Annotated in this window: 17 protein-coding genes; 6 read left to right on the forward strand and 11 right to left on the reverse strand. The window is 69.2% G+C overall.

Going from position 1 to position 25,437, the window contains the following annotated elements:
* From AC32QD_RS01115 to AC32QD_RS01125, 3 genes are all read right to left on the reverse strand, one after another.
* A partial coding sequence (locus AC32QD_RS01115; protein ID WP_492008652.1) for a helix-turn-helix domain-containing protein occupies positions 1-144 on the reverse strand: 144 nt, incomplete at its 3' end.
* A gap of 327 nt (positions 145-471) precedes the next feature.
* Complete coding sequence (locus AC32QD_RS01120; protein WP_492008636.1) at positions 472-2,616, reverse strand: glycosyl hydrolase family 28-related protein; 2,145 nt, start codon at positions 2,614-2,616, stop codon at positions 472-474.
* A 1-nt stretch (position 2,617) separates the two neighbouring features.
* Positions 2,618-2,938: a hypothetical protein gene (locus AC32QD_RS01125; protein ID WP_492008637.1), complete on the reverse strand. Its 321-nt coding sequence runs from the start codon at positions 2,936-2,938 to the stop codon at positions 2,618-2,620.
* Between the two features lie 574 nt (positions 2,939-3,512).
* Here AC32QD_RS01125 and AC32QD_RS01130 point away from each other — a divergent pair.
* The 4 genes from AC32QD_RS01130 (at position 3,513) to AC32QD_RS01145 (ending at position 10,003) form a co-directional block, all read left to right on the forward strand.
* Positions 3,513-5,846 (forward strand): M10 family metallopeptidase C-terminal domain-containing protein, encoded by a 2,334-nt coding sequence (locus AC32QD_RS01130; RefSeq protein WP_492008638.1) that lies wholly within the window; start codon positions 3,513-3,515, stop codon positions 5,844-5,846.
* Positions 5,847-6,061: 215 nt separating this feature from the next.
* A complete protein-coding gene (locus AC32QD_RS01135; protein ID WP_492008639.1) occupies positions 6,062-8,077 on the forward strand; it encodes a glycosyltransferase family protein in 2,016 nt (671 codons plus the stop codon).
* A complete protein-coding gene (locus AC32QD_RS01140) occupies positions 8,037-9,095 on the forward strand; it encodes a hypothetical protein (RefSeq protein ID WP_492008640.1) in 1,059 nt (352 codons plus the stop codon). The genes AC32QD_RS01135 and AC32QD_RS01140 overlap by 41 nt, the downstream gene beginning before the upstream one ends.
* Positions 9,092-10,003: a hypothetical protein gene (locus AC32QD_RS01145; protein WP_492008641.1), complete on the forward strand. Its 912-nt coding sequence runs from the start codon at positions 9,092-9,094 to the stop codon at positions 10,001-10,003. The genes AC32QD_RS01140 and AC32QD_RS01145 overlap by 4 nt, the downstream gene beginning before the upstream one ends.
* A 102-nt stretch (positions 10,004-10,105) precedes the next feature.
* On the opposite strand, the gene AC32QD_RS01150 is transcribed toward AC32QD_RS01145, so the two are convergent.
* Positions 10,106-11,383 (reverse strand): MFS transporter, encoded by a 1,278-nt coding sequence (locus AC32QD_RS01150; protein ID WP_492008642.1) that lies wholly within the window; start codon positions 11,381-11,383, stop codon positions 10,106-10,108.
* 239 nt (positions 11,384-11,622) lie between these two features.
* Here AC32QD_RS01150 and AC32QD_RS01155 point away from each other — a divergent pair, with 239 nt between their 5' ends.
* Positions 11,623-13,401: a monovalent cation:proton antiporter-2 (CPA2) family protein gene (locus AC32QD_RS01155; RefSeq protein WP_492008643.1), complete on the forward strand. Its 1,779-nt coding sequence runs from the start codon at positions 11,623-11,625 to the stop codon at positions 13,399-13,401.
* Between the two features lie 19 nt (positions 13,402-13,420).
* On the opposite strand, the gene AC32QD_RS01160 is transcribed toward AC32QD_RS01155, so the two are convergent.
* The 4 genes from AC32QD_RS01160 to AC32QD_RS01175 form a co-directional block, all read right to left on the reverse strand.
* Positions 13,421-14,956, reverse strand: coding sequence for a DHA2 family efflux MFS transporter permease subunit (locus AC32QD_RS01160; RefSeq protein ID WP_492008644.1), 1,536 nt, complete (start codon positions 14,954-14,956; stop codon positions 13,421-13,423).
* Complete coding sequence (locus AC32QD_RS01165; RefSeq protein WP_492008645.1) at positions 14,953-16,020, reverse strand: HlyD family secretion protein; 1,068 nt, start codon at positions 16,018-16,020, stop codon at positions 14,953-14,955. Before AC32QD_RS01165 ends, AC32QD_RS01160 begins: the two co-directional genes overlap by 4 nt.
* 139 nt (positions 16,021-16,159) lie before the next feature.
* Complete coding sequence (locus AC32QD_RS01170; RefSeq protein WP_492008646.1) at positions 16,160-16,654, reverse strand: MarR family winged helix-turn-helix transcriptional regulator; 495 nt, start codon at positions 16,652-16,654, stop codon at positions 16,160-16,162.
* Positions 16,655-16,836: 182 nt separating this feature from the next.
* Positions 16,837-18,846: a bifunctional DedA family/phosphatase PAP2 family protein gene (locus AC32QD_RS01175; protein ID WP_492008647.1), complete on the reverse strand. Its 2,010-nt coding sequence runs from the start codon at positions 18,844-18,846 to the stop codon at positions 16,837-16,839.
* A gap of 387 nt (positions 18,847-19,233) precedes the next feature.
* On the opposite strand from AC32QD_RS01175, the gene AC32QD_RS01180 reads away from it, so the two are divergent.
* Positions 19,234-20,481 carry a multidrug effflux MFS transporter gene (locus tag AC32QD_RS01180; RefSeq protein WP_492008648.1) on the forward strand — a complete coding sequence of 416 codons (1,248 nt, stop codon included), beginning with the start codon at positions 19,234-19,236 and terminating at the stop codon, positions 20,479-20,481.
* Positions 20,482-20,615: 134 nt separating this feature from the next.
* Here the strand turns inward: AC32QD_RS01180 and AC32QD_RS01185 are convergent, their stop codons facing one another.
* From AC32QD_RS01185 to AC32QD_RS01195, 3 genes are all read right to left on the reverse strand, one after another.
* Complete coding sequence (locus AC32QD_RS01185; protein WP_492008649.1) at positions 20,616-22,400, reverse strand: 2-hydroxyacyl-CoA lyase; 1,785 nt, start codon at positions 22,398-22,400, stop codon at positions 20,616-20,618.
* Positions 22,397-23,965 (reverse strand): AMP-binding protein, encoded by a 1,569-nt coding sequence (locus tag AC32QD_RS01190; protein WP_492008650.1) that lies wholly within the window; start codon positions 23,963-23,965, stop codon positions 22,397-22,399. Before AC32QD_RS01190 ends, AC32QD_RS01185 begins: the two co-directional genes overlap by 4 nt.
* A 27-nt stretch (positions 23,966-23,992) precedes the next feature.
* Positions 23,993-25,437, reverse strand: a 1,445-nt coding sequence (locus AC32QD_RS01195) for a transketolase family protein (RefSeq protein WP_492008651.1), incomplete at its 5' end; no start/stop codon positions are given.

Consider the following 25,437-nt stretch of genomic DNA (forward strand, 5'->3'; position numbering starts at 1 on the left):
CCCGGTTTCCCGCCAGCGCCGCACCCAGCGGACCGCCGTGGCGATCCCAACTCCGAACCGCGCCGCAGCGCCCCGGGCCGATCCGCCCGCGGCCACCGCGTCGATCACTCGTCCCCGAAGGTCCGCCGAATAGGCCCTGCTGATGCCTGCCTCCTCGATGTTTGAGGCAGCGACACGCACGTCAGAGCGCCCCTGTGAACCCCGCCAATGACTCGGCAAAGCCGGAACATGCTCTAGTGGTCGCGAGCGATATTTTCGCGGGGGCCAAAAGATAGGCCCCCGCCGACCACCGCGCCGCGGTTCAGGGGGACCACCCGAGGCTTAGCCTGACGCGGCAGCGGCAGCTCCCGCCGATGAGCCGCTCGTGGATCTATGATGACCCCGTGGGCGAGACCCGGCAGAACCTGACACTGATGCGACAGTGGTGTTACCCCCGTTGCGAGGCACTTCTCAAACTCTCACGCAGGCGGATCACGGTGATATGTTTCCAAAGCCATTCCACACTCCCGGCGAGCCGGCGGTGACGCAGACCCAGCCGATTACGCCGCCCGGGGCCGGAGCGGCGTTCCAGACGATATCGCCTTGCTTCCAGGTTCCCGTTGCAGGAGCAGCTGTGTCGTAGACCTGCGTCCTTCCGCCCAGCTCGAGGCTCTGGAAGCGATTGCTGCCGAGAATGGGCCGCGAGCCGAAGGACAGCACGCATTCGTCCACCTTCACGACGCTGGCAGAGGTCAGACCGAGGAACCACAGGCCGACCGTCAGCGTCCCGCTGGATTGCGGAATCACAGTCTGAGAGATGATCTGGGCGCCTTCATCGGCATCGGCACGGCTGTAGCCGTTCGAATACGAGAGGCCGCACCCCGAAAAGTAGGGAGCGCCCAAACCGGCATTCTCGACCTTCACCATCGCGCGAAGCGTGATTTCGCGTTCGACCAGCTCTGCCGGGATCGTGACGGACTGGCGCAGGTAGCGAGTGCCGCTAGTGGACCACTGCGCTTTTGCCATGAGGCCATCGGCAAACTCGCTTTGAACATAGCTCTCCTGGGCGTCCGGGCTGGTGGCCCACGTCCAGCCGTAGCTCCCGGCCTCGAACGAGCCATTTTCCAACAGGTTGGTGCCGTAGATGTCGTCGGCCCAAAGGTGCGTCACATAGCCGGTCTGCGCGTCGGCGAACGCCTGCTTGTTCGTGACCCTCTCTATGGAGACGTTCGGATGCTGCGCCAGCTTGGCGACGTCCTTGGCGCGGCGTGAAAGAAGATGCTCGATGTGGATATGCGAGGAGCCGTCGAAATCGAGCCACGCCTCCAGTCCCGCCAGATCCTCGGCGTCGGTCGAGAGATGCGCGAAGGAAACGAGGTGGGAGCTGCGCACCTTGATCTTCTTGGTTGAGGTCAGATGGCGGGGATAATCCTCGAACCGGACGTGCCCCGTGCAGCCCTCGATGTCGATCATCACACCGTTCGAGGCGGTGGCCTCGAACCAGAAGTCCTCGATTGTCACGCCCTCGCAGTTGAGCAGCTTCAGCCCGCTCTTGCTGGCGCTCCCGGCCCCCTCCAGAAGCATGGTGCCGATGCGGTTCTGGGTGGAATTGCCCGCAGCGTGGTTCTCGATCAGCACATAGGGATCGGCCGAGGACCCGCTGTTGCCTTCCTTGTCGATGCCGGTGATGTAGTTGTGGTTTCCCTTCAGATGCAGGACCTGGTCGACCGGGCCCCGGCTGAAGATGTTCCGGATGGTGAGGGCCTGTGCATAGGCGCCGGTGTCGACGCCGTAGCCGCTGTTGAGCCAGATGTTCTCGATGGTCGAGTTGTCCCAGACACTTGTCGTGGACGCCTTGATCGCCCAGACCGTGCCGAGGCCGTGGTCATCGAAGCCGAGATCCGTGATGTGGCACCACTGCGCAGCCGACGTCGTGCCGTCGCCCGCCACGTCTATCAGGCGATCATCGGCGAAGGCGCCGGCGGCCTTGATGAGCGACCGCGAGCCCTCGCCCTTCAGATGCACGCCGCTGTAGAGCGTGATCTTGGAGCCGAGACTATAGCTCGCCTTCGGGACGCGCACGATGCGGCTGTTGTCAAGCGTGGAAGTCGCCACCGAGGACCTCGCATAGTCGATGGCGTCCTGCACGGCGGCCCGGTCGTCGGTTGCGCCGTCGCCCGTGGCGCCGAACTGTTTGACCGAGACCCCCGCGGGATCGGGCACGCCCTCCCACCAGGCGCCGTCGGCCGACTGCACCTTGAACGCGTGCGACGGCTCGGAGCCGACGCGCTTGTAGAGCGCGCCGCCACCGTCGCCCGGGGATGCGTAGCCCGCCGTGCGCAGATGCGTGATCGCCGCGCCGAGCGCCACGCCCGGGACGTCCGACAAGGCGCCGAAGTCGCGCGCCTTCACCGGAGGGACGCTGTCCAGCTTTGTCTTGTCGGCGGCCGTCATCACGCCGGCACTCGAGGCGTCGGCGCCGGCGATCGGGGCCACGCTGCCGTCGGAGGCCCTCAGCGTCACGCTCGAGCCATCCCGGGTCGCCGACAGGTCCACGGCGCTCAGCGTCCCGGTCTGCTGCGCCGCGCCGAAGGCAACGAACAGATGCCTGCGGGTGATCTGATCGCTCAGTTTCATGTCACGCCTCCACGAAGGAAATTGTGTAGTCGTCGCCAACGCCAATCGAGTTGATGGCGAACCCCGTGGCGGCCAGGGGCTTGCTCGCCGTCGGGTCCGCGTCACCCGTCTCGCCGGGGCGCCGGACAACGTAGCGTACATCGACGTCGCACTCGACAATCGCCACGACGGCATTTTTCGGGGCCGGGCCGGTGGCGGCAGGCGCCGCGCTGACGGCGACCGTCTCGTAGCCGAGCTCGGGCTCGTTGACGACCGGCAGATTGTGATAGCGCACGTCCAACGTGGCTCCGTCGTGCCACCAGATTTTCACTGTACCTGGCATGATCCATCTCCATTGAGTTTGCGAGCATGGCGCCCCGCCGGAGCGGGACCTGAATGTCGGGCTTTTCTCGGTGATCGGCCGAAAGCGCCGCGGCGCTTCCTGGGGGCGGGCGCGGATTTCGCCCGGTCCGGCCGGCACTTGAGTGCTCTCCGGCCGCCTGGCGGCTGCCGGGGCACCGGGCGCCGAGGCGCCGGCCGACCGGTGCGCGGGTGCATGGCGGCTCCGCGCCCCTCAACAACGCATAGCCCAGTTTCGTATAGGAATCGTTAGCAATGCCGCCCGCGTCCTCTTCCGCGTCCTCTCGGGCCCGGGCCCCGTCCGACCCGCCCATGCGCCACCCGACGCAACGGACAAGCGCGGACTGAGGCCGAAGGGCGAAGACGATGCGCCGGCATGTCTCGACCCGGTCCGTGCCTTTTGCCGGCATTTCGGATCCGGTTTACGCACTTTTAAGCCTGTTTCTTAGCCATACTCTAACGGCCTGCCCCTAGCGTCACCGCCGAGCACGCCCGGCAGGCCCGCGACTCCTCTGCCCCCGGGTCGACGCAACCCAACTGCGAGCGGAGGGTCCATCGTGTCACTGCGTCTCCTGCACCACGATACCAGCCTCAACATCCTTCAGACCATCTACGCAGGCGTGGGGATAAACGGCTACCGCGGCTTCGGCAGCACGGCGCTCATCAGCGGCTCGAGCTCGACGATCAAGCCGTGGTACGACACCAGCCAGATCATCTACGCCCTGACCACGCGCGACGGGGCCCAGCCTTCGGTCGCCTGGGGGCCCGACATCATCAGCTATTCGATCGACACCGGCCAGATCGACTCGCAGAACAAGGAATACACGCCCGAGATGGACGGCTACGTGCCCATGACCCCGGTCATGCAGGCGGTGGCGCGCGCGGCCTTCGAGATGTGGGACGACCTGATCGCGGTCGACCTGGTCGAGCAGGCCTCCTGGCCGGACGCACACATCACCTTCAACTATTCCACGAACACCGGCGGCAGCACCTACACGAACTACTGGTACTGGCAGATCGACAACCAGCCCAGGTCCGACTACCGGCTTTCCGACGCCGATATCTGGCTCGACAGCAGCTGGCCGACGCAGGACCAGGACAGCGATCTCACGCTCGGAAGCTACGGTGTCCTCACCTACCTGCACGAGATCGGTCACGCGCTCGGACTCACGCATCCGGGCGACTACAACGGATCGGCGACCTATGACGCGGACGCGACCCATCAGCAGGACACGCAGCAATACACGGTGATGTCCTATTTCCGTGCCGGCGCCAATGGCAGCGACGTCGACCACTCCGGCACCGACGGCTGGTCCTATGGCGCGACGCCGCTGCTCGACGACATCCTGGCCGTGCAGGCGGTCTACGGCGCCGACATGACGACCCGGACAGGCGACACCGTCTACGGCTTCAACAGCACCGCGGGGCGCGCTGCGTTCGACTTCACCGTAAACACGAACCCGGTGGTGGCCATCTGGGACGCGGGCGGGGTCGACAGGATCGACGTCTCGGGCTGGAACACCGACCAGGTCGTCGACCTGCATGCCGGCAGCTTCTCCTCGGTCGGTTACCTGACGCAGAACCTCGCCATCGCCTATGGCGCCACCATCGAACAGGCGGTGGGCGGCGGGGGCAACGACCACCTGATCGGCAATGCGGCCGACAATCTCCTGATCGGCATGGCCGGCGACGACTGGCTCGAGGGCGGACCGGGCAGCGACACGCTCCAGGGCGGCGCCGGCGCGGACACGCTCGACGGCCAGGCGGGCCAGGACACCGCCGACTACACCAATTCGGGCGCAGGGATCACGATCAATCTCAACCAGGGAACCGCCGCGGGCGGCACCGCTCAGGGCGACGTGCTGATCTCGATTGAAAACATCACGGGCAGCAGCTTCGACGACTTCATCGTCGGCGACGGGAACGACAACGTGCTGAGGGGTGGCGGCGGCAACGACGCCCTGATCGACAATATCGGCAACGATATCCTCTACGGCGGCGCGGGCAACGACTTCCTCACGGGCCATGCCGGGGATGACCAGCTCTTCGGAGGCGCGGGCAACGACGTCCTGCGGGGGGGCGTAGGCGCGGACCTGATCGACGGCGGCCCGGGCTATGACTGGCTGCTCTATAACTCGGGCACCAGCGCGGTGAATGTCGACCTGTCCCAGAATGCCGGCTTCAGTGGCGAAGCGCTCGGAGATGCCATCGTCGGCATCGAGCACGTGATCGGCACCGACTTCGCCGACACTCTGACGGGCGATGACAATCGGAACTTTCTCCTCGGCCGCGGCGGCGCGGATTATCTCGACGGGGGTGCCGGCAACGACGTCCTCAAGGGCATGGACGGCAACGACACCCTCGTGGGCGGCCCCGGCAAGGACGTGCTGATCGGCGGCCCCGGCGCAGACACGCTCATAGGCGGCCCGGACGGCGACTGGGCGAGCTATATCGAAGCCACCTCGGGCGTCGGCGTGGATCTCAGCCGCGGCGGGTTCGCCGGCGAGGCGGCCGGAGACACCTACGACGGCATCGTGCACATCTGGGGCTCACCCTACGACGATCACCTCATCGGCAACGACCGCTCCAACCTAATTCGCGGCGATGCCGGCAACGACATCATCGAGGGTGGTCACGGCAAGGACGTCCTGATCGGTGGAGCCGGAGCCGACGTCTTCGTGTTCAACAGCGGAGACGGAGTCGATCGGGTCAACGGATTCTCCATCGGCGTCGACCTGGTCGAGATCGACAGCGGCGCGGCGCAGTACTCCGACCTGCAGATGGGGTCGTTCGACGGCTGGCTGACCGTGACCTACGACGTCGGCGACACGCTGGTCTTCACGGGCCTGCACGAAACGGACGCCAATCCGGACATGTTCGCGTTCGCCTGAGGGGCGCGCGGTTGTCGTGCGCCGCATCCCTCACCGTCTGTCACCGCGGCTTGGTGGCGACCTCGATGATCGGACGCGCACGCCGCGTGACCGACCGGACCGGCAGAGAACCGAACATTAACCACACATAGCTAAACAGCCGAACGAGCCGGCGTGAGGGCGGACAGAACCGGTCGTCGCCGAAGACAGGCTGACAAGACGGAGCGCAGATCAGAATGAGCGCGCGAACTTCGTCCGATATCGCCGACACGGGCGCCGTGTCGTCGTCTGTATCCGCGGGGCCGGACGCTGACGCCACCTTGCTTTGCCACGCGTTCGACCCGTCCTTCTATCTTCGCACCAATCGCGATGTCGCCACCAGCGGTGCCGATCCTCTTCAGCATTTCCTGCAACTCGGCTGGCGCGAAGGCAGGGACCCCGCACCCTGGTTCTCCACCTCGCGATATCTGCGCGCCTATCGCGACGTTCGGGAGGCGGGCCTCAATCCCTTTCTCCATTACCTCAGATTCGGCCGCGACGAAGGTCGCACGGCCGGGATCTGGGCCAACACTCCGCAGCCGCAGGACCCGGCGGGCCCGACTGGCAAACCCGAGCCGGCGCCGCCGGGTGCGCCCGGCACCGAGGCCGTCGCCGAGACGATCGCGCCCCATTTCGACACCCGTCACTACCTGGCTGCAAACCCCGACGTGGCGCGGGCGGGCGTCGACCCGGTCGCCCACTACGCCGCAGTTGGATGGAAGGAAGGGCGCGATCCCTCGCGCGAATTCTCCACGCGCTACTACCTCGACTCCAATCCCGACATCCGGGCGCAGGGGATCAACCCGTTCTGGCATTTCATCGTCTCCGGCCGCGCCGAAGGCCGCCTCCCGACCGAGCCGGGCGGATACAAGGCCCGGATCTTGAAAATGCTTCGCCCTCTCGAGCAGACCGTCGCGTCCTGGCGCAGGCCGGCGCGCGAGGCGGTCGTGCACTCGCCGACCTCCCTGACGACGGCGCTGAAAAACTCCGCGCCTGGCCCGCTGCGCCGGATGATCGTCAGCCTCACGCATGACAACCACCAGCAGAACACTGGCGGCGTCCAGCTGTGCGTGGCCCGCGAGGAACAGGCCGCCCTGGCGGCCGGCTACACCTATGTCGCCCTGCATCCCTGGCAGCCGCTGCCGCGTCTGGCCAAGCGGGGCGAGTCCTCGGACCTCCTCGTGAACCTGATCGTCAACGGAACCTTCACCGGCACCGCCCGCATGGCCGACGTGACGATTGCACTCGCCCAAGTCACGGGCGAGGAAATTCCCTGCTCGCTGGTGGTCCATTCCCTGTTGGGGCACGCGACCGAGGCGGTCACCGAGCTGGCCCGTGCGGTCCGACCCGACGGAGCCTGGTTCTGGCTGCACGACAATTTCTCGACCTGCCCAAGTTTTGCCTTGCAGCGCAACGGCATCAGCTATTGCGGCGCGCCACCGCCCGCCTCGCAGGCCTGCGCAATCTGCCTCTACGGGGCGGAACGGCGCGAACATCTGCCGCGCATGGCGCAAATGTTCCGGCAGACGCCCTTCACCGTGGTCTCGCCGTCCAGCTTCCAACTCTCGCACTGGGCCTCTCAGGTCGATTTCGAGACGCAGGGAACCGAGATCCTGCCGCACCTGGCGCTCGACTGGTCCAGCCCACCCCCGCGCACCGAGCGCCCCGCGGGTGGCGCCGTCAAGGTCGCCTTCGGCGGCGTTCCCTCCGCGATCAAGGGCTGGCCGGTCTTCGAGGAGATCGCGCGCCGGTTCTCCGGCTCGGGCGATTACCGGTTCTACTATTTCGGCACAGACGAGGCGCGCTCCCCCGAAATCACGGCGCGCCAGGTGGCGGTGGCGGGCGGCAACTGGACCGCCATGCGCGACGCCCTCGCCCGCGAGCAGATCGACCTCTTCGTGCACTGGCCGGCCTGGCCGGAGACCTTCTCGTTCACGACCTATGAGGCGATCGCCGCGGGCGCCGCGGTGATCACCCATCCACGCTCGGGCAACGTCGCGGCGGTGGTGGACGAGACGGGCTACGGCAGAATTCTCTGCGACACGCCGGACCTTGCGACGTTTTTCGGCTCCGGCGACGCCCGGGCCTTTGCCGAGGCCCGCCGCCAGTCCACCCCCCGCGCCGCGGGCCTCAGGTTCAGCCGCATGACAATCGATCTGATCGAGGGCGAGCATGCCAATGGCGATTCACTGCTACACAAGCTTCACGTTTAGCTACCTGGCCAAGGCCCGGGTCCTCGCCCAAAGCCTGAAGCGCCACCATCCGGACTGGATCCTGTGGGCGGTCATCACCGACCGCGAGCCCGACGGCTTCCGCTTCTCGCCGCCCGAGGAGGATTTCGACCGGGTGCTGTGGGCGGGTGACCTGTTCAGCGAGGCCTGGCTGTTCGGCCATGATGTGGTCGAGGCCTGTACCGCGGTGAAGGGCGAGGCGCTGCGCGTCATCCTGGGCGAGCCGGACGCCGAGAAGGTTTTCTACTTCGATCCCGACATCGCCGTGCTGGACGCACTCGACCCGCTTTCAGGGGCCCTGGACGCAGCCTCGATCCTGATCACGCCGCACCAGCTCGACCCCGACGACCATCCGACCGCGATCACCGACAACGAGATCGCCTCGCTCGATTACGGCACCTTCAACCTCGGCTTCCTCGCCATCCGCAACGATGCCGAGGGCGTTCGCTGCGCCGAGTGGTGGACCGAACGCCTGCGCGCCTGGTGCCACGACCGGCGCGACATCGGCATCTTCGTCGACCAGAAATGGTTCAACCTCGTTCCGGCGTTTTTCGACCGCGTGCACATTCTGCGCGACCCCGGCTGCAACGTCGCCAGCTGGAACCTGAGCCGCCGCCGGATCGAGATCGGCGCAGATGGCAGGATCCTGGTGAACGGCACCCACCCGCTTCGCTTCTTCCACTTCACCAAGCTGGGGCCGATCGGCGACACGATGACCCAGCGATATGCCCGCGACAACGTCGAGGTCTACGAAATCTGGGCGTGGTACCGCCACGAGGTCGCCGCCGCGACCGACCCGCGCATCCCGCCCGGCTGGTGGCATTACGGCTGCTTCGACGACGGCCGGCCGATCACCAAGGAAATGCGCGTCCTCTACCGCGAGCGCCGCGACCTGCAAAACGCCTTCCCCCAGCCGCGCCGCACCGGCAAGGGCTCGTTCCTCGACTGGCTGGCCTCGAAGACCAGCCTTCTTTCACAGCCCAGGCGAGATGCGGCATGACGCGGCACTTCATCGTCGTCTACCAGTACGGCAAGGTCGCCAGCACCTCTCTGGTCGCGACCCTCAACGCCCTGCCCGGGATCGAGGCCGTGCAGGCGCACTTCCTCGGCCGCGACAGCCTGCGCGACATGGTGGCGCAGCTCGTCGATCCTGCCATCGGCGACTATTTCCACCGCCACCAGCTCGGCCAGTTCGTCGAGAACGCGCGAACCACCCGGCGCATCAACGCCCACCGGCAGGGGCTCGGGACCGACAGCGCGCTGTCGATCATCTCGCTCCACCGCGACCCGTTCGATTGGCTCCGCTCGAGCCTTCTTCAGGACATGGTTGCCTACCGGCCGGTGCTCGGCGCCATGCCGCCCGGCCCGGCAAGCGAGGTCCCCGGCGATGCCGGGCGGATCCGTGCGGGCCTCGAGCAAGTGTTCGCGAGCTTCTGCGCGATCATCGACGATTTCGGCGACATCGACGCCTTGCTCGACCGCCTCGGCGCGGACGGCCGCGCCCTGGCCGCGTGCCCGGCCCTCGCGGGTAACCGCGAGCTGCTGGGCCTCTTCCACATGATGCTGCGGCCCTTCTCGTGGTTCGAGGCACATTACCGCCCGGCCATCGGATACGCCGTCGATGACCTCGCCGAGGTCGAGGCCGGCGTGCGCTACCGCGACGTCGGCTGGGCATCGCTCGCCGTGCTGCGCTACGAGGACCTCGAAGCGCAGATCGGCGCGGCTGCACGGCGCCTCGGCATCGGCGCGATCGGGGCCCTCGCGCGCGAGAACGAGAGCGGCGGAAAGGACATGGTCGGCCCCGTCCGCGAGGCCTTCGCGAGCGAGGCCGCCGGCGCCCTGAGGGCCCGGTTCTGCGCAACAAGTTACGCACGCCGGTTCGGCTACGCGCAGACCGTCGCTGGCTGAGGCCGCCTCATGCCGCGATCACCGCGGGATGCGGTCATGCGCCCGAAAGGCGAGGCAACCCGACCCGCCGCGCACAGCGAGGCCCGCTCCGAGCGCGAGCCTTCAGTCCCGTTTCTGCACTTCGTGCAGCGACGCGGCCACCACCGCGGCCAACGCGCAAAGCGCGGCAAAGACCGCCAGCACCCAGGCGGGGCCGGCGAGGTCGGCCAGCAGGCCGAACAGGCCGCCCAGCGCGAGGACCACCCCGATCAGACTGTTCGACAGCGCCGTGTATCGTGCGCGCGCCTCATCGCCCGCCATGTCGATCAGGTGAACCTTGCGCCCGGTCCGCACGCCCCTGTAGGCGATCTCGGCCGCGAACATGGCCAGCACCGACCCGGCCACGCCGCCCAGGCCCCCGGTCGACAGCCCCATTGCGGCGGCCGATCCCAGGGCCACGGCGCCGAGCGCCCCGGCGGCCATCAGCGTCTGGCGGCTGGAGCGGTCGGACAGCCGCCCCCAGACATAGGACGACAGGATGGACGCGCCGGCCGAGGCCAGCACCAGAGGCCCCAGATGGCCCAGCCTGCGGGCGTCGCCGGCGACCGAGAGCATGACCAGGTAGGGCGGCGCCAGCGCCGTCACCGTCAGCAGGGCGCGCGCCGCCACGAAGCGGCGGAGCTGCGCGTCCGTCCAAAACGGGCGCACCAGCGCGGCAAGGCTGGCTTTCTGCCCCCGGCCCGCGGCCTGCGGCTGTTCGGAGAGGAACAGAAAGACCGCGGCAGCGGCCAGCCACAGCATCCCCGCCAACCCGATCGCCATGACGATGAAGCGCGGCTCGAGCGGAATCAGCCCGATCGCCAGCGCCACCCCGAAGCCCAGCACGGCGGTCGAGGCCACGCCCGATGCCGCGCCGGTGACCGCCCCGCGCCGGGTCTTGCCGACGGTGCGCGCCAGGGCATCCTTGTGGCTCACCGAACACGCCGAGCGCGCCAGCGACAGGCCGGCGAGGCAGACGGCGACGCCAAGCCCGGCCTCCAAACCCTCGAGCAGGTAGGCCGACGCGGCGATGCCCAGCGCACAGATGCCCTGCAACGCGGCTCCGGTGGACCAGACGATCTTGCGCAACCGGCCCCGCTCGACCCGGCGGGCGAGCGCCAGCTGGGGCAGCAGCGCGCCCGCCTCGCGCACCGGCACCAGCGCCCCGATGAAGATCGCCGGAGCGCCGAGCGCGCTCAAAAGCCAGGCGAGCACCAACTTGGGATCCACCAGCCCGTCCGCGATCTTGGTAAAGGACAGGGCGACGATCTGGACGGCACCGTCTTTCGCCTCGTGCCGCCCGACCGGCGGCGCTTCGTCATCGGCACCCGTGAGCGCCTGGTAGACCGTCTGCGAAAGCACATGTCCTCCGGCTCGACCCGAACTGGAATGGTCGAGGATTTAAGGCGAAACGGCTATCGTTCAATTCCACGCCGGCGCGTCGGGATTGCGGCGCGCCACCGGATGCGCACCCGCCAGGGACGGTCCAGCCCCGGCCGCACCGGCGGTAGCCGCCGGATTGACTTGACCGCCCGCGATTTCGGGCGAAGCCATTAGGATGGCCCGGACAACCGAGTGAAAGCCGGGCGGGGAGGATCAGCTTGGACAACATCAGCCTCACACAGGTCGCGGTCCTGCTGGCGGCGGCCGGTCTCGTCGCCCCGCTGGCGAAGTATCTACGTATCGGCGCCGTGCTCGGCTACCTGCTCGCGGGGGTCGCCATCGGGCCCTACGCGCTCGGCATCTTCACGGACCCCGGCCGTATGCTGCACATCGCCGAGTTCGGCGTCGTGCTGCTCCTCTTCGTCATCGGGCTCGAGCTCAAGCCGCAACGGCTGTGGGCCATGCGCCGCAGCGTGTTCGGGCTGGGCGGCTCGCAAGTGGGCGCCACCGCGCTGATCCTGACCGCCGTCATGCTCGCCCTGACCGGCAACTGGCGCGAGGCGCTGTTCGTCGGCCTCGCGCTGTCGCTTTCCTCCACCGCCATGGTGCTGCAGGTCCTCAAGGAGACCGGCGAGCTCGAGCTCCGGCACGGCCGGCTCGCCTTCTCGGTGCTGCTCTTCCAGGACCTCGCCGCCATCCCGATGATTGCCTTCGTCGGGCTGCTCTCGGCCAGCGGCGAGGCGAACCGCGCGATGACGCTCGAGGGCGCGCTCACCGCCCTCGCCGCCATCGCCGTCATCGTCATCGCCGGGCGCTACCTGCTGGGCTGGGCGTTCCACCTCATTGCGCGCACCGGCGTCAGCGAGGCGCTGACCGCCTTCGCGCTGCTGACCATCGTGCTCATCGAGGTCATCATGAAGGGCGCCGGGCTCTCGCCGGCGCTCGGCGCCTTCATCGCCGGCGCACTCCTGGCCGATTCCGCCTACCGGCACGAGATCGAGGCCGACATCAGGCCGTTCGAGATGCTGTTTCTCGGCCTGTTCTTCGTCTCGATCGGCATGTCGCTCGATCTCGCCATTCTGGCGACGCAGCCCGGTCTCGTGCTTGCGGGCGCGGCCGGCCTGATGATCCTCAAGGCCCTCGTGCTGCGCCCCCTCGGCCGCCGGCACGGCCTTTCCCGCGCGACCAGCCGGCGGCTCGCCTGCGCTCTGGCGCAGGGCGGCGAGTTCGCCTTCGTGCTGACCGGCATCGCTGTCGCCATGGGCGTCGTGGTGCAAGACGTCGCCTCGATCATCAACGTGATCGTCACCCTGACCATGCTCGCGACGCCGATGCTACTGCTCTCCGAGAAATGGCTCGCGAAGCTGACGGCCGGCCCGGCCCCGGCACCGGCCTTCGACGAGATCCCCCGCGTCGAGGCGCATGTCGTCATCGCCGGGCTCGGCCGCTTCGGCCAGATCCTCGCGCGCATCCTCGCGGCGCGGCAGATTCCGTTCACCGCGCTCGACGGCGACCCCAGCCAGATCGACGTCATCCGCCGCTTCGGCGGCCGCGTCTATTTCGGCGACGCCACCCGGCCCGAGATCCTCGAGGCCGCGCAGGTTGAGCGGGCCCGCGCCGTGGTCGTGTGCATCTCGAACGTGGCGGACTCGCTCAAGGCGGTGGAGCTGGTGCGCCGGCGCTATCCGCATGTGCCGGTCTATGTGCGCGCCCGCGACCGCGGGCACGTCCACCGGCTCATGGACCTCGGCGTCGAGCGGGTGGTGCGCGAGACGTTCTTCTCGGCGCTGGAGATGTCGCGCCAGCTCCTGATCGAGATCGGGCTCAGCACGCGCGAGGCCGAGCGCACCGTGCAGATGTTCGCCGAGCGCGACGAGGGCCGCCTGCGCGCCGACTACGCCCATGCCGGCGACCAGGCGCGGCTGGTCGAAAGCGCGCGCGAGCACGCGCAGGAGCTCGCCGAGCTGTTCGAGGCCGATGTCGACGAGCGCGGCTGAGCGCGTCCCCGCGACCCCGTCACTCCAGCGCCGCCTCCGGCGGAGGGGCGGAGTCTGCGGGCTTCTTGAGCAGCAGCAGCAAGGGCGCCGAGATCAGCGCGACCCACATCATCAGCGTGAAGTCGCTCAGATAGGCCATCGTCGCCGCCTGGCGCGTCACCTCGTGGTTCAGGGCCACGGCCCCAGCCGGGAAGTGCCAGTCCCAGGCCTGCGGCAGCCACGGCCGGTGCAGCGCATCGCGGAACGGCGTCAGATCGGCGGCGATGTGCGCGTGGTTCGTCTGCGTGTTGCGGGCCAGCAGCGTGAACACGACCGAGATGCCGATGCTGCTGCCGATGTTGCGCATCAGGCTGAACATCGCCGTGCCCTCGGTCCGGTAGTGCGGCGCCAGCGTCGCGAAGGTCGTGGTGCTGAGCGGCACGAAGATGAAGCCCAGCCCCAGTCCCTGATTGATGCCGGTGGAGATGATGGTCATCTCCGACACTTCGGTGGTGAACTGGGCCATGCGCCACAGCGAGAACGCGGTCAGGCCGATGCCGAACAGGATCAGCAGCCGCGTGTCCACCTTGCCGATCAGCCGCCCGACCAGCAGCATGGCGATCATGGTGCCGACTCCGCGCGGGGCCAGCACCTCGCCGGTGGTCAGCACCGGGTAGCCCATCAGGCCCTGCAGGAACGGCGGCAGCAGCGCCAGCGTGGCCAGCAGGATCACGCCGACCATGAAGATCAGGAACAGGCCGACGGCGAAGTTGCGGTCGACGAACAGCCCCGGCTCGATGAACGGGCGCTCGGCCGTGAACATGTGCACCACGAACATGTAGAGGAACAAGCCCGCTATCACCGCCTCGACCACGATCTCGGTCGAGGAGAACCAGTCCTGCGACTGGCCGCGGTCGAGCATCATCTGCAGCGCCCCGATTGACAGGCTGAGCAGCGCGAAGCCGAAGAAATCGAACCGGCGGGTGCTGTCGCGCACGGTCTCGGGCACGAAGCTCAGGATGCCCATCAGCGCCAGCGCGCCGAAGGGCACGTTGATGTAGAAGACATAGCGCCAGCTGTAGAACTCGGTCAGATAGCCACCCAGCGTCGGCCCCAGGATCGGGCCCACCATCACGCCCACGCCCCACATCGCCATCGCCGAGCCGTGCTGCTCGCGCGGATAGGTGTCGAGCAGCACCGACTGCGACAGCGGCACCAGCGCCGCGCCGAACACGCCCTGGAGCAGGCGGAAGATCACGATCTCGATCAGCGAGGTCGCGGCGCCGCACAGCATCGAGGAGATGGTGAAGCCGGCCACCGCCACCAGGAACACGCGCTTGCGGCCGAAGCGGGTGGCCAGCCACCCGGTCATCGGCGTCATGATCGCGGCGGCGACGATATAGGAGGTCAGCACCCAGGCGATCTGGTCCTGCGTCGCCGACATCGAGCCCTGCATGTGAGGCAGCGCGACATTGGCGATGGTGGTGTCCAGCGCCTGCATGATCGTCGCCAGCATCACGGATACCGTGATCAGCCCCCTGTCGAGGGGGGTGGCCGCGGCGCCGTCGGCGGTCATTGCGCGGGCCCGGTCCCGGCGGCTTTTGCACTCGGGGCAAGGCCGATCGCGGCCAGCGCGGTGCGGATGAAGGAGGGCAGCGCCCGGCGGTGCCCGGTATCGATGCTGACCACGGCGCTCATGCCCGCGCGCAGCTCGGGATCGCCGGGCCCGGTCTTGACGGCGATGCGCACGGGGATGCGCTGCACCACTTTGACCCAGTTGCCGGTGGCGTTCTGCGGCGGGATCACCGAGAACTCGGCACCGGTGGCCGGGCTGATGCTCTGCACCGAGCCGTGCCAGGTATGGCCGGGATAGGTGTCGATGCTGATCGTCACCGGCTGGCCCGGCTTCACGTGGGTCAGCTCGGTTTCCTTGAAGTTCGCGTCGATCCAGACACCCTTGTCGGCGACGATGCTCATCACCGGGGTGCTGAGCGCGCTGTTGCCAACGACCTGCTGGCCGGGCTCGGGCGTGTTGGTCGCGACGCCGGCAAACGGCGCGCGCACCACGGTGCGCTGCAGGTCCAGCGCCGCCTTGTCGCGCGCCGCCTTGGCCTCGAGATATTTCGGGTGCTGGTCGATCCGGATGTCGGGATTGCCGGCCAGCTGGGTGCGGATCTGCGCCAGCTCCTGCTCGGTGACGCGCACGTTCTGCTTGGCAACGTCGAGATCATGGCTCGCGGCGTCGAAGGCGCTTTGCGACACGGCGCTGGTCGCCGCCATCCTCGCATAGCGGTGGTACTGCTTCTGGGCATAGGCGACGTTGGCCTTGGCCAGGTCGAGCGACGCCTGCTTCTGGCGATAGGTGTCCTTGAGGCCGGCGATCTCGTCGTGGACGCTGGCCAGATGCGCTTCCGCCGCCTGCAACGCGATCTTGTAGGGCCGGTCGTCGATGCGGAACAGCACGTCGCCCTTCTGCACATGCTGGTTCTCGTGCACGGCGACCTGCGTGATCGGGCCCGAGACGTCGGCGCCGACCATGACGGTGTCGGCCTTCACATAGGAGTTCTCGGTGCCGACATAGCGCCCGCCGGTGAAATAGACATAGCCCGCCCCGGCCAGCACCACGAGCGGCCCGAGCACCAGCAGGATGCGGCGCCAGCGCTTGCGGCGCCGGCCCGGTGCGGCGGCAGGACGGGCGGCAGCTGACGCCCGCTTCGGGGTCGTGCCCGCCTCGTCGCGCCCGGCCGGCGGGGCGACGGCCGGTTTCTCGCGCGCTATCTCAGGCGAATCTTTTGGCATTTCCGCTGGGCCTGTTCTCGTCTTCCTCGCGCTCGCAGGCCGTGCGCTCGACCTCGAGCAGGTTGCACTTCATGCGGCGCAGTGCCTCGAGGACCTGCGCCACCGTCTCCTCGGACAGCCCGGCCAGGGCCTCGGCGCGCGTCTGCGCGGCCAGCTCCCACATGCGCGCCAGGTGCGGCTTGGCCGCCTCGGTCAGATAGAGCCGCACCGCCCGGCGATCCTCGGGGTCGGGTCGGCGCTCGACCAGGCCGAGGCTCTCCAGCCCGTCGATCGAGCGCGCCAGGGTGATCGGCTGGATCTCCAGGGTGTCCGCCAGGGTGACCTGCCTCACCCCCTCCTGGCGCGACAGATAGGCCAGCACGCGCGACTGCGCCTGCGACAGCCCCAAGGGCTGCGCGCGGCGGTTGAAATTGCGCCGCAGCAGTCGGGCGACGTCGCTGACGAGAAAGCCGATGCTCTTGTCTGGGTCGTTCATCGGGTGTCCGGGTCGTTCATGGAGCCTGTCGCGCGGGCGCGGGCGTAGCGTTGCCGACTTATAATAAGCCTTGCTTACTAGTTTTCAAGCCATTCCCCGGCAAATTTTCGGCCCCGGACCGGCTGGTGCGCGGTCTGCCCGGCAGCGGCGCCGCGCCTCACGCCGGCGCCGGCACGTCCTCGCTATCCCGGTGTCACCAGATAGGTGTCCGTGCCCGACGGCCGCACGCGCGCCTGAACGGCGAACCTGCCGCTGTCCCTGAGCAGCGCGACGATGTCGCTCAGGGCGGCGGAGTGCGCCGGGTGATCGAACATCGCCGTCAGCGCCTGATAGGGGTGGGTCACCCTCTCCACGGTCAGCGACCCGACCAGCAGGTCCTGGGTCCCCGCCGGGCCCCTGATCGCATAGCTCGACGGCCACAGGCGCAGCACCAGGCGCCGCTCGCCGCCCGCGCTCGCCTTGGACAGCATCAGCACCGGCCACGCCCCGTCGTGCAGCAGCGGCCAGGGCGGCAGCGAGTCAAGCTCCGTCCCCGCAGAGAGCAGCTTCAGAAAATCCAGCGGCCCGCTGCCGGCCGCCAGCTTCCAGCCATGCTGCCGCAACACGGCCGCCAGTTGCCTCGAGGGAACGGCGAGCTGCAGGAACAGCGGCTCCTCGATCTCGCCCAGAAGATCGAGCCGGTGCGGCGGCAGCCGGCTCCAGCCCGCCTTCATCCAGTCCGCCCGGCTCAATACGGTCAGCTTGGTCGCAGGCGCATAGCGGCCGAGGTCCGGCCCCATGCTCGAGACGACATGGACCGCACCGAAGCCGAAGAACACCGCCATCGCCGCCGCGGCACACCACGGCCCGGCGCGGCCGGGCTCGGCCTTGAAATGCAGCAGCAGGGCCAGGACGCAGCCGATCAGCGCGCCGTACAGCACCCCCCCCATCACGTCCGAGGGCCAGTGCGCGCCGAGATAGACGCGCGAGAAGCCGACCAGGATCACCCCCACGGTCGCTGCCATCCAGACCCCGATGTGGAAGCGGCGGGCGAGGCGCGACGTGATCAGCAGCGCCAGCGTGGCGAACAACAGCGTGATGAAGGTGCTGTGGCCGCTGGGGAATGAGAACAGATCCGCGCCCGAGTAGATCTCGATCGGCCTTTGCCGATGCAACATCAGCTTGATCAGCGGCGTGGTGACCGCGGCGAGGCTGAAGGCGAGCCCCACCAGCAGCGCGCTGCGCCACCGTCTGGCGGCCGTGAGCGCCACCAGCAGGGCAGCCACCGTCACGCCGACCACGATGCCGTCGCCGAACTCCGTGACCGCAACCATGACCCGGTCGAGCGGCGCCGTCCTGAGCGACTGGATGAAGCGCGAGATCGCCCCGTCGGCCCGCGTCAGCGGGTCGCCGCTGACCACGTCGTCCAGCACGCCGACGAAGCCCAGCACGGCCAGCACCAGCAGCCCGCCCCACAGCACGGCGCCCAGGAGCTTCGGATTGCGCGGGTCGAAGGCCCGCGCCAGCTGCCTGGCCAACCCGCTGCGCGAGCGCGCAAGCCGCGCGATGCCCACCTGGTAGCCGGTCGCGACGCGGGGTCCGGCCTTGATGACGATCAGCCGCACAAGCCACAGCGCCAGGAACAGCGCGAAGAACGCCACTACCAGCGCCACCAGCAGGCGCGTGCTGACCGAGCCGACATTGGCCAGCAGCACGCCCGCCGCGGCGGCCGGCAGCACATGCACCGCCGACCAGATGATGCCCGAGCTCAGATTGGCGGCCAAAAAGCGCGGCACCTTCATCCCCACCATGCCGGCGATCGCCGGGGTCACCGCCTTGACGCCCGGGACGAAGCGGCCGATGAACACGCTGATGCCGCCGTGCCGCTCGAAGAAGGCGGTGCCCTTCTCCAGGATCTCGGGTCGCGAGGAGAACGGCCAGCGCTGTCCCAGCGAGGGGCCGTAATGCCGCCCGATCAAGTACGAGACGCCGTCGCCCAGCGCGGCGCCCGCGGCCGCCAACAGGACCAGGGGCCACAGCGAGAGGTTGGCCGCCCCCGCCATGCCCGAGGCCGCGAGGATGATCGCGGTGCCCGGCATCAGCGCCCCCAGCACGATGACCGCCTCGGTCGCCGCGCTGGCGAAGACGACGGCCCACAGCAGCAGCGGGTGGGCACTCGACAGCGCCAGAAGCTGGTGGATCCACTGGGTCACGTTGTCTCCTCGGCGGCGGGCGCGTCGGGGCGGCGAACGACCGCGGATGCCGGAGCGGGCCGCGATGTTCCTCCTTGAATTTAAAATCGGCGCCGAGTGCAAGCCCTGTGCGGCGTTCGTCGCGCAAGAGCGCCGGTCGAGCCGCCCGCCGAGGGGGCTGTTTCCGGGGGATCGTTCCGGGGCGATCGTTCCGGGGCGTCGTTCCGGCGCGCCCAGGCGGCCCGCGCCGCGGCAGAGCACCGGCGTGCCGGGCGCGACGGCAGGGGCGGAAATCGGGCGCGGCGCGCCACCCCGGACCGCGGCCGTGCGTCCCGGTCACTGGCCCGCGCCGCTCGACGCCTTAGGTTGTGCCGCGAACGAGTCCCGTTGCCCCAACCCCCGGTCTCCATGACAGAACAGCAAAAACTGGTCGCCGCGCCCCGGGAAATGCCGGCCTTCGTCGAGTTCGTCGCCATGATGGCGTCCCTGATGGCGCTGACGTCGATGTCGATCGACATCATGCTGCCGGCGCTGCCGGACATCAAACACGCCTTCGACGTCGGCGGCGCGAACAACCAGCAGCTGGTGGTGACCGACTATGTGCTGGGCTTCTCCGTCGGGCAGATCGTGTTCGGCCCGCTCTCCGACCGGTTCGGCCGGCGCAAGGTGCTCCTGTCGGGGCTCGCGCTCTATGCCGCCGCCTCCTTCCTTTGCATGATCGCCGGCAGCTTCGAGCTCTTGCTCGGCGCCCGCTTCCTGCAGGGCATCGCCAACGCCTCGCCCCGCGTCATCGCGCTCGCTGTGGTGCGCGACGTCTATGGCGGGCGGCGCATGGCCGAGGTGATGAGCTTCGTGATGATGATCTTCATCATCGTGCCGGTGATCGCGCCCTCGCTGGGGACCGCCTGGCTGGCGATCGGATCCTGGTCGACGATTTTCGCCTTCCTGCTCGCGGTCTCGCTGGCGATGCTCGCCTGGATGAGCCTGCGCCTGCCCGAGACGCACCCGCCCGAGGAGCGCGAGGCGCTGTCGCTCTCCTGGGTCGGCCACGCCTTCCTGCGCACGATCACGACGCCGCAGACGCTGGGCTACACGCTGGCGACCGGCGCGATCTTCGGCGCGCTGATGGCCTATATCAACACCGCAGAGCAGATCTACACCCAGGTCTACGGCTTCCACACGCTGTTCCCGATCATCTTCGGCTGCGTCGCGCTTTCCGTCGCCTTCGCCTCGTTTCTCAACAGCCGCCTGGTCGGGGGCATCGGCATGCGCCGGGTGTCGCACGGGGCGCTGTTCGGTTTCGTCACGGCCGCCGCGATCAACCTGGTGATCGCGCTGCCGGGCGGCACCGCGCCCTTCCCATTCTACGTCGTTCTGGTGGCCTTCTGCCTGTTCTTCTTCGGCCTGATGATGCCGAACTTCAACTCGCTGGCAATGGAGCCGATGGGGCACATCGCGGGGACCGCCTCCTCCTTCGTCGGCGCGGTCACCACCGGCATCGCCGCGGCGCTCGGCTGGTATGTCGGCCAGCACTTCGCCGGCACCCCGCTGCCGCTGCTGATCGGCTACCTCGCCTTCGGCGCGCTCAGCCTCACGCTGGTGCTGATCACCGAGCGCGGCAGGCTGTTCGGGGTCGGCCAGCACGACGGCAACTGACAACATGCCCCCGCCACGGCACCCTCCCTCCCAGGCATCAGGCCGCCATCTGCGGGCATAGCGGTCCGGGCTCGCTGTCGCGACCGCCTGACCAAATCACCGTCCGAACCCGCGGTATCAATGAAATCAATATGTTACGAGGCGTCCAAATTTGGACGCCCATCCGCGGGCGCCGCCTGCCCCGCCGGGGCCTTGCCGCGCCGGCGCTGCTCGGCCTCGTCCCAGGCGGTCAGCGCCTGGTAGTCCGGAACATAGCCTAGCCCCTTGCGCGCGTCCGAGGAGACCGCCGCCTGCGAGGTCACCACGTCGACCACGGCGGGCGCATTCGCCAGCGCGCGCTCAAGCGCCGCGGCCAGCTCATCGGGCCGCTCGACGCGCTCGCCATGCGCGCCCAGCGCCCGGGCCATGGCGGCATAGTCGGAATGCCGCAGCGTGGTGCCGATCACCCGGCCGCCATAGTTCGACTCCTGGTCGTAGCGCTCGATGTTCCACGCGGCGTTGTTGGAGACGACGAAGACGGCCTTGGCGCCGTGCCGCACGGCCGTGTCCACCTCCATGGCATTGATCCCGTAGGCCCCGTCGCCATTGACCGAGATCACCTGTCGCCCGGGGAAGGCCAGCGCCGCGGCCACGCCGAAGGGCACGCCGACGCCCAGGCAGCCGAAGGCGCCCGCATCCATGTAGGTGCCCGCCCGCCCCAGCCCTAGCCGGGCGAAGCTGAGCAGGTCGCCGCCGTCGGCGACGGCGATGTAGTCGGGCGCGGCAACCTGCGCGATGGCGTCGAAGATGCAGCGCGGATGGATCTTGCCGTCCGGGCCGAGCTCGGGCGTAGCGCCGAAGCCGGCGGCGGCGCGCTCGCGCTGGCGCGCGCGCATCGCCTCCGCCCAGGCCGCATCGACGGCGGGCTTGGCGTTGCCCGCCGCCATCACGATGGCCTCGAGCGCGGCCGGCGGCGTGGCCAGGATCTCCGGCGCGCCGCGGCGGTTGTCGATCAGCTCGGCGCCCGTGTCGGCGATGCGGATGAAGCGCGCGTCGGGGAACACCGCCGGCGAGCCATAGCCCACCTGGTAGTCCAGCCTGCGGCCCACCACCACCACCAGGTCGGCCTCGGCCATCGCCCGCGCGCGCACCGCCCCGGCGAAGCACGGGTGGTCGCCCGGCACCAGCCCGCGGCTTTCCTGCGTGTCGAGATAGAGCGCGCCCGAGGCGTCGAGCAGGCGCACCAGCGCCGCGCCGGCGCCGCGCGCGCCGCGGCCGCTGATCACCAGCGGGCGCCTGGCCTGGCAGATCGCCCTGGCGGCCTCCTCGACCGCCGCCGGATCGGGCGGGATCAGCCGCGGCGCCTTGGGTGCCAGCCATTCCTCCATCGCCAGCGCCGGCGGCACCTCCTCGCGCAGCACGTCCGTGGGGATCTCCAGATAGACCGGCCCGGGCTCGCCCAGGTCGCCCGTGGCGCGGGCCACGCCCTCGTCGAGCTCGCGCAGCACCTGCTCAGCGACGCGCAGCGTGCGGGCCTGGCGCGTGATCGGGCGCATGATCTCCACATGCGGGATGTCCTGCAGCGGCCCCATGTTGACCTGCGGCCGCGGCGGGCAGCCACCGATCAGCAGGACCGGCGCGCGGGCCAGCGAGGCATTGGCCACCGCGGTGACGCAGTTCGTCACCCCCGGTCCCGCCGTCACCATGGCCACAGCGAAGCCGCCGGTCAGCTCGGCATGGGCGTGTGCCATGTGCACCGCGGCGCCCTCGTCGCGCACGTCGACGATGCGGATGCCCAGCCGGCCCAGCCAGTCCCACATCGGCTGGATGTGCCCGCCCTGCAGCCCGAAGATGCGGTCGACGCCGCGGCGCTCGAGGAACTTGGCGATCCAGGCGGCAGCGGTGGATTCGCCGGCGCCAAGGTCGACGGGCTCGGTCATTTCCGTTCCTCCTTCTCCGCCAGCCTGTGCTTCAGAAGCCGGTGCTGGATTTTGCCCGTGGCGGTCTTGGGGATCTCTTCGGGCGCCATGATCGAGATCGAGCGCGGCCGCTTGTAGCCGGCCAGGCGCGGACGGCACCACTCGACCAGCTCCTGCTCGCTGGCCTGCCCGTCCCGGCCCAGGACGACGACGCCATGCACCCGCTCGCCCCATTTCGCGTCGGGCAGCCCGACCACCGCCGCCTCGCGCACCGCGGGGTGCGCGCCGAGCACCGCCTCGACTTCGGAGGGATAGACGTTCTCGCCGCCCGAGATGATCATGTTGCTCTTGCGGTCGACCAGGTAGAGAAAGCCGTCCTCGTCGCGCCGCGCCATGTCGCCGACCGAGCAATAGCCGTCCCTGAGCGCCTCGGCGGTCTTGTCCGGCAGGTTCCAGTAGCCGTCGAACAGATACGGCGTGTGGGCGTAGAGCTCGCCGACCTCGCCGTCGGGCACCTCGTCGCCGGCCTCGTCGAGCAGCCGGGCCCGCCGCGAGCCAACGCATTCGCGCCCCACCGAGCCAAGCTTGGAGAGCTGCTCCTCGGGCTGCAGCATGGTCGCCCAGCCCTGCTCGGTCGAGCCGTAGAGCTCGAACAGGCCGGAATTGGGGAACAGCTCCATCACCGCCAGCTTGGTCTCGCGCCGGGCCGGCGCCGATGAGATCATCAGCTTGCTCACCTGGCCGGTGTCGTAGCGCGCCCGCACCCGCTCGGACAGCTCGAGCATCATCACGTATTGCGTCGGCACCAGCGAGGTGAACGTCGCGCCGTCCTCGGCCAGCGTGGCCAGCACGTGCTCGGGGTCGAAGCTGGCGCGGCTGTAGACCGAGCAGGCGCCGCCGCAATAGGCCAGCGTGGTCGCGAAGTAGAGCGAGTTCGCGTGGCACATGGGCATGACCAGCAGCGCCGTGTCGCGCCGGCTGAAGCCGAGCTCGACCGCGGTCACCAGCGACAGCAATGCGCTGCCGGCATGCGAGCGGACCGCGCCCTTCGGCTTGCCCGTCGTGCCCGAGGTATACATCAGCGCCCACATGTCCGCCGGCGCGACCGCGGGCGCCGGCTCGCTCTCGCGCGCCTTCGCGATCAGCGCCTCATAGCCGAGATACCCCGCCGGCGGGCGCTCGGCGCCGAAATGGACGAAGCGGCCCGGCTCCACGGGCAGCGCGTCGCGGACCTCCTCGATCACGCCGACCAGCGCGTCCTGCACGACCAGGGCCCGCGCCTGGCAGTCATTGACGATGTAGGCGATCTCCGGCCCCACCAGCCGGAAGTTGATCGGCACCGCCACCAGCCCCGCCTTGGCCAATGCGGCGTAGATCTCCATCCACTCGACGCAGTTGTAGGCGAGCAGGGCCACCCGGTCGCCCTTCTCGAGCCCCAGGCCGATGAGCGCGTTGCCCAGCCGGCAGGCCCGCGCGTTCCATTGCGCAAACGTCATGGCCCGCTCGAGGTCGCGCACGCCGACCCGGTCGGGGAACAGCCGCGCGTTCGTCGCCAGGACCTCGCCGAGATTGAGCAGGGTGTGCATCATCCGCCGCCGGGCACGCCGCCTTCTTCAGGGAGTGAACATCGCCTTCGCGCCCCGCCGTCCCGGGGTCAGCGTCTCGACCGCGTCGACGATGGTCTGCGAGTCGAGCCCGTAGTGCTGGTAGAGATCGGCGATGCGCCCGGTCTGGCCGAAATGCTCGACCCCGAGCGGCAGCGTCCGGTGGCCCTGCACCGAGCCGAGCCAGGCCAGGGTGGCCGGATGGCCGTCGATCACGCTGACGATCGTGCAGTGGCCCGGCAGCGGCGCCAGCAGGCGCTCGACATGGCTGGCGGCGCCCCGGTCGCCGCGATTGCGCGCCCTTTGCGCCGCACTCCAGCCGGCGGCGAGCCGGTCCGCCGAGGTCACCGCCAGAACGCCGACGTCGCGCCGCACCTCGGCCAGCCGCCCCGCCGCGGCCAGCGCCTCGGGCGCCACGGCGCCCTGGTAGGCGATCACCACCTCGCAGCCCGGCCCCGGCTCGCGCCACCAGTAGGCACCGTCGATAGAGCCCTGGCGGAACGCCTCGTCGTTGCGCTTGACCGGCTGCTCGATCGCCCGCGTCGACAGGCGCAGATAGACCGAGCCCCCGGTCTCGTCCCTGAGCCAGGTGCGCTCGTCCCGGTCCCCCTCGCCGCCGCGCTGCAGGTAGTCGAACGCCCATTCCATGATCACCGCCAGCTCGTCGGCGAAGGCCGGCTCGAAGGCCGCGAGCCCGTCCTGGCTCATGCCGATCAGGGGCGTGCCCACCGACTGGTGCGCGCCGCCCTCGGGGGCGAGCGTGATGCCCGAGGGCGTGCCCGCCAGGATGAACCGCGCGTCCTGATAGCAGGCATAGTTCAGGGCATCGAGCCCGCGCGCGATGAAGGGGTCATAGAGCGTGCCCACCGGCAGCAGGCGCTCGCCGAACAGGCTGTGCGAAAGGCCGGTGGCGCCGAGCAGCAGGAACAGGTTCATCTCGGCGATGCCCAGTTCGATGTGCTGCCCCTTGGGCGAGAAGTGCCACTTCTGCGCCGAGGGCACACGCTCGTCGCGGAAGGTATCAGCCTGCTCGTCGCGGGCGAACAGGTCGCGCCGGTTCACCCAGGGGCCGAGATTGGTCGACACGGTCACGTCCGGCGAGCTGGTGACGATCCGGTCCGCCAGCGGCGCGTCCGAGCGCGCCAGCGCGTCGAGGATCTTGCCGAAGGCCGACTGGGTGGAGATCTCCGCCTCCCCCGGCGGCTCGAGCCCCGGCACCGCCACCGCCTCCGCCGCGTAGCGGCGCGGCCCCGCCTGGAAGAACGGGACCCGGCGCAGGAAGCCCTGGAGCGCGTCGGGGTCCGGGACCGCGGCGAAGGGCTCCCACTCCTCGCCCGGCGCGATGCCCATATCGGCGCGGAAGCTCTCCATCTGCGCCTTGGTCATCAGCCCCGCGTGGTTGTCCTTGTGCCCGGCGAGCGGCGTGCCCCAGCCCTTGATGGTATAGGCCAGGA

The organism is Thermohalobaculum sp. (assembly GCF_058622915.1).

Excerpts from the sequence above, each read along its gene's own strand:
- AC32QD_RS01145 (WP_492008641.1), top strand. The coding sequence starts at position 9,092 with ATGACGCGGCACTTCATCGTCGTCTACCAGTACGGCAAGGTCGCCAGC.
- AC32QD_RS01170 (WP_492008646.1), bottom strand. The coding sequence starts at position 16,654 with ATGAACGACCCAGACAAGAGCATCGGCTTTCTCGTCAGCGACGTCGCC.
- AC32QD_RS01190 (WP_492008650.1), bottom strand. The coding sequence starts at position 23,965 with ATGCACACCCTGCTCAATCTCGGCGAGGTCCTGGCGACGAACGCGCGG.
- AC32QD_RS01185 (WP_492008649.1), bottom strand. The coding sequence starts at position 22,400 with ATGACCGAGCCCGTCGACCTTGGCGCCGGCGAATCCACCGCTGCCGCC.
- AC32QD_RS01120 (WP_492008636.1), bottom strand. The coding sequence starts at position 2,616 with ATGAAACTGAGCGATCAGATCACCCGCAGGCATCTGTTCGTTGCCTTC.
- AC32QD_RS01160 (WP_492008644.1), bottom strand. The coding sequence starts at position 14,956 with ATGACCGCCGACGGCGCCGCGGCCACCCCCCTCGACAGGGGGCTGATC.
- AC32QD_RS01140 (WP_492008640.1), top strand. The coding sequence starts at position 8,037 with ATGCCAATGGCGATTCACTGCTACACAAGCTTCACGTTTAGCTACCTG.
- AC32QD_RS01135 (WP_492008639.1), top strand. The coding sequence starts at position 6,062 with ATGAGCGCGCGAACTTCGTCCGATATCGCCGACACGGGCGCCGTGTCG.
- AC32QD_RS01125 (WP_492008637.1), bottom strand. The coding sequence starts at position 2,938 with ATGCCAGGTACAGTGAAAATCTGGTGGCACGACGGAGCCACGTTGGAC.
- AC32QD_RS01180 (WP_492008648.1), top strand. The coding sequence starts at position 19,234 with ATGACAGAACAGCAAAAACTGGTCGCCGCGCCCCGGGAAATGCCGGCC.